This is a genomic window from Flavobacterium sp. (assembly GCF_044368625.1).
In the GTDB taxonomy this organism is placed as follows: Bacteria; Bacteroidota; Bacteroidia; order Flavobacteriales; family Flavobacteriaceae; genus Flavobacterium.
On the sequence record NZ_JBIPPD010000275.1, the window covers coordinates 1 to 3383 of the forward strand.

At 37.5% G+C, this 3383-nt stretch carries 3 protein-coding genes and 1 pseudogene; all 4 read left to right on the plus strand.

Going from position 1 to position 3383, the window contains the following annotated elements; genetic code table 11:
- A pseudogene (locus ACIQ2X_RS14740) lies at positions 1-109 on the plus strand (IS982 family transposase); the annotation flags it as partial.
- 136 nt (positions 110-245) lie between these two features.
- Positions 246-1772 carry a GNAT family N-acetyltransferase gene (locus tag ACIQ2X_RS14745; protein ID WP_396179715.1) on the plus strand — a complete coding sequence of 509 codons (1527 nt, stop codon included), beginning with the start codon at positions 246-248 and terminating at the stop codon, positions 1770-1772.
- A gap of 148 nt (positions 1773-1920) precedes the next feature.
- The gene (locus tag ACIQ2X_RS14750) at positions 1921-2268 is read left to right on the plus strand and encodes a hypothetical protein (protein ID WP_396179716.1); all 348 of its coding nucleotides are present in this window, start codon (positions 1921-1923) and stop codon (positions 2266-2268) included.
- A gap of 106 nt (positions 2269-2374) precedes the next feature.
- Positions 2375-3383: M20/M25/M40 family metallo-hydrolase (locus ACIQ2X_RS14755; protein WP_396179717.1), on the plus strand; the 1009-nt coding region annotated here is incomplete at its 3' end.

Consider the following 3383-nt stretch of genomic DNA (forward strand, 5'->3'; position numbering starts at 1 on the left):
TTTTAAAACAAGAATTTTAGCCAAAATAACAGCATTAACATTGGTTCAATATATCAATAAATTCATATTTGATAGACCAATAAACAATATTAAAAATCAAATAATTTAATTACACCCAACGGGTTAAAGTTATAATCAAAATTTTGTTTCCAAAAAATACAGAGCATTCCAAAAAACAGGCATTGAAAGAAAAGCCTTAGCCATTTGCAAACGGCTTTTTTTTGTACCTTTAAAAAAAAAAGTTGATGCAAACAGAAATAAACAGTATTGAGCTTCGAAATTTGAAATTAGCTGATTATAAAGAGTTGCGAAATTCAATGGTCAAAGCCTATTCTGAAATCGATGGAGCGTATTGGAAAGAGGCCGAAATAAAAAATTTATTGCAAATTTTTCCCGAAGGACAGCTAGTCATCTTGGTCGATGGCAAAGTGGTGGGTGCTGCTTTGTCTTTGATTGTGAAATACAAAACAGCGATAACCAACCACAATTACGAAAAAATTACCGGAAATTACACCTTCTCTACCCACGATAACAACGGCGAAGTGCTTTACGGAATTGATGTTTTTATAGATCCGGCCTACCGTGGTATTCGGTTGGGACGACGCTTGTATGATGCTCGAAAAGAATTGTGCGAACAACTCAATCTAAAATCCATCATTTTCGCAGGTCGGATCCCGAATTATACCGAAAACAGCCACACCTTATCTCCCAAAGATTATATTGATAAAGTAAAACTAAAAGACTTGTATGATCCCGTTTTATCGTTTCAGTTGAGTAATGATTTTCACGTCATTAAAGTGATGAAAAATTATTTGGAAGGCGATTCGAGTTCGAAAGATTATGCCGTTTTATTGGAATGGAACAATATTTACTACGATAAAAGTCCAAAATTGATCAATGCCCGAAAGTCGGTCATTCGATTGGGCTTGGTGCAATGGCAAATGCGTCCTTTGGCAAATTTAGAAGCGTTGTTCGAACAATCGGAATTTTTTATTGATGTGGTTTCGGGTTACGGAAGTGACTTTGTACTGTTTCCAGAATTGTTCATCGCACCTTTAATGGCGGATTACAACCATCTTTCGGAAGCCGATGCGATTAGGGAAATTGCGCGATACTGCGACCCAATTCAAAAGAAATTCTCAGAATTTGCCATTTCTTACAACATCAATATCATCACCGGAAGTATGCCGTACATGGAAGACGGAAATTTGTATAATGTAGGATTTTTGTGCAAACGCGACGGTACGTTTGAAATGTATACCAAAATTCACATCACACCAAACGAAGTGCAGTATTGGGGTATGAAAGGCGGTTCCAAAATTAAAACTTTTGATACCGATTGTGGAAAAATCGGAATAATGATTTGCTACGATGTGGAATTTCCCGAGCTTTCCAGGTTGATGTCCGACGAAGGAATGGATATTTTATTTGTTCCTTTTTTGACTGATACACAAAACGGATATACACGTGTAAAGCAATGTGCTCAAGCCCGTGCAATAGAAAATGAATGTTATGTAGCCATTGCAGGTTGTGTCGGAAATTTACCAAAAGTGAATAATATGGACATTCAATATGCACAAGCGGCGGTTTTTACACCTTCGGATTTTGCCTTTCCAAGTAATGGAATTAAAGCAGAAGCCACGCCAAATACAGAAATGACTTTGATTGTGGATGTCGATTTGGATTTGCTCAAAGAATTGCACGAACATGGAAGTGTTCGGATTTTAAAAGACCGAAGACATGATTTGTATCAGATAACGAAATTAAAATAGTACTGCATATGTAATGAGCACGACCGAAATTGGTCGCACAAACCAATGAGGAGCGGCGACCCGAAAGCTGTGCTCGAACAAGCGAAACAATTGCATAACTTGTTCCGATATATCGGGATGACCAATATAGAACCATAAATATCCGCATATGAAAAATTGTATCGAATGTGGCGAAAAATTCAGCGGTCGCGAAGACAAAAAGTTTTGCAGCGACGGCTGTAGGAATGCGTACAACAACAAAATCAACAAAGACAGTACGAATTTCATGCGAAACATCAATAATAAATTGAGGAAAAACTACCGCATTTTAAGTGAACTCAATCTAGAAGGAAAAACCAAAGTTTCGCGTACCAAGTTGATGGGCAAAGGTTTCGATTTTGAATTTTTCACCAACATTTTGCATACAAAAACAGGAAACACCTACTATTTTTTGTACGACCAAGGTTATATGGCGCTTGAAAATGACTATTACATCATTGTTCGAAAAGATACTTAAAATCAATAAATTGTAAACTTAGGTTACTTTACCATTTAAATTTTTATCTTTAACCACAATTTGCCCCACGTTCTACAAAATTAAAGCTGCTGTCAATCTTTTTTTTATGAAGAAAAATTCCGCTACCCTTGTTTCTATTCTATTTATTTCGGGAGTGATCTTTTGGGTTTTTTATGCTATGATGCCACAATCGGTTTCGAAAGTGGAGGGTACATTATCCGAATTTTCGACCCAGCGGGCTTTGAACAAATTAGCAATTATTACAAAAGAACCGCATTATGTGGGTTCCGAAAATCACAAAGTGGTTGCCGATTTCTTGGTGAAAGAATTAGAAAATTTGGGATTAGAAACCTCCATTCAAGAAGGCTACACCCTTACCGACTGGGGAAATTTAGTAAAATCTAAAAACATTCTTGCCCGAATAAAAGGCACAGCCAATACCAAGGCACTGCTTTTGCTTTCCCACTACGACAGTGCTCCACATTCAAAATCGCTTGGAGCAAGCGACGATGGCTCTGGAATTGTCACGATATTGGAAGGTGTTCGTGCATTTTTGCACAATAATTCGAAACCCAAAAACGACATCATTATCTTATTTTCAGATGCTGAAGAATTGGGATTAAATGGTGCTGCTTTGTTTGTAACCGAACACCATTGGGCCAAAGAAGTAGGTTTAGTCATTAATTTTGAAGCACGCGGCACTTCGGGGCCGTCGTACATGTTGATGGAAGTCAATAAAGGCAATGCGGCTTTGGTACAAAATTTTGCCGATGCAAAATCCAAATTTCCCGTGTCCAATTCGTTGATGTACAGCATTTACAAGATGTTGCCTAATGATACAGATTTAACCGTTTTTCGAGAAGAAGGACAAATCCAAGGATTGAATTTTGCCTTTATCGATAGTCATTACAATTACCATACGGCTCAAGATAATTTGGCTAATTTAAGTCCAGAGTCGTTGGAACATCAGGGAACTTATTTGATGTCATTGCTGCAGTATTTTGGCAGCACCGATTTGCGAACCTTAGCATCCTCGGACGACGAGGTCTATTTTAATACCCCGTTAAAATTTGTACATTATCCATTTGATTGGAATTTTCCCTTGTTTGGATTGG

Coding starts and splice junctions, on each gene's coding strand:
- ACIQ2X_RS14750 (WP_396179716.1), top strand. CDS start 1,921: ATGAAAAATTGTATCGAATGTGGCGAAAAATTCAGCGGTCGCGAAGAC.
- ACIQ2X_RS14745 (WP_396179715.1), top strand. CDS start 246: ATGCAAACAGAAATAAACAGTATTGAGCTTCGAAATTTGAAATTAGCT.